General features: G+C 66.2%; 1 pseudogene. It reads right to left on the bottom strand.

Annotated features, from left to right (window positions below):
* Positions 1-50: 50 nt before the first annotated feature.
* Positions 51-390, bottom strand: a pseudogene (locus RNC47_RS37340) (DNA topoisomerase IV subunit B); the annotation flags it as partial.

The raw sequence follows: 390 nt of genomic DNA, 5'->3' as shown, positions 1-390 counted from the left end.
GTGTTCCGGGGAGCGGGGGCCTCAGAAGCCGACGCGTGAGCCTTTACGCCTTACGCGTCGATGCGCGAGCGGTCCAGGGTCGCGGCCGAGCGGGTGATGAACTCCTTGCGGGGCGCGACCTCGTTGCCCATGAGGAGGTCGAAGATCTGCTCGGAGGACTCCAGGTCGCCGATGTTGATCCGGCGCAGCGTGCGGTGGCGCGGGTCCATCGTGGTCTCGGCCAGCTGGTCGGCGTCCATCTCGCCGAGGCCCTTGTAGCGCTGGATGGACTCCTTGATGCGCACATTCTTGCGCTGGAACTCCAGCAGGGTCTGGCGCAGCTCGTTGTCCGAGTACGTGTACACGTACTTGTCCTGGCCCTTCCTGGGCTGGACCAGCTCGATCCGGTGG

Origin of the sequence: Streptomyces millisiae (assembly GCF_031845425.1) — a bacterium.
Taxonomy (GTDB): Bacteria; Actinomycetota; Actinomycetes; order Streptomycetales; family Streptomycetaceae; genus Streptomyces; species Streptomyces millisiae.
This window is presented reverse-complemented; position numbering and strand designations above follow the sequence as displayed.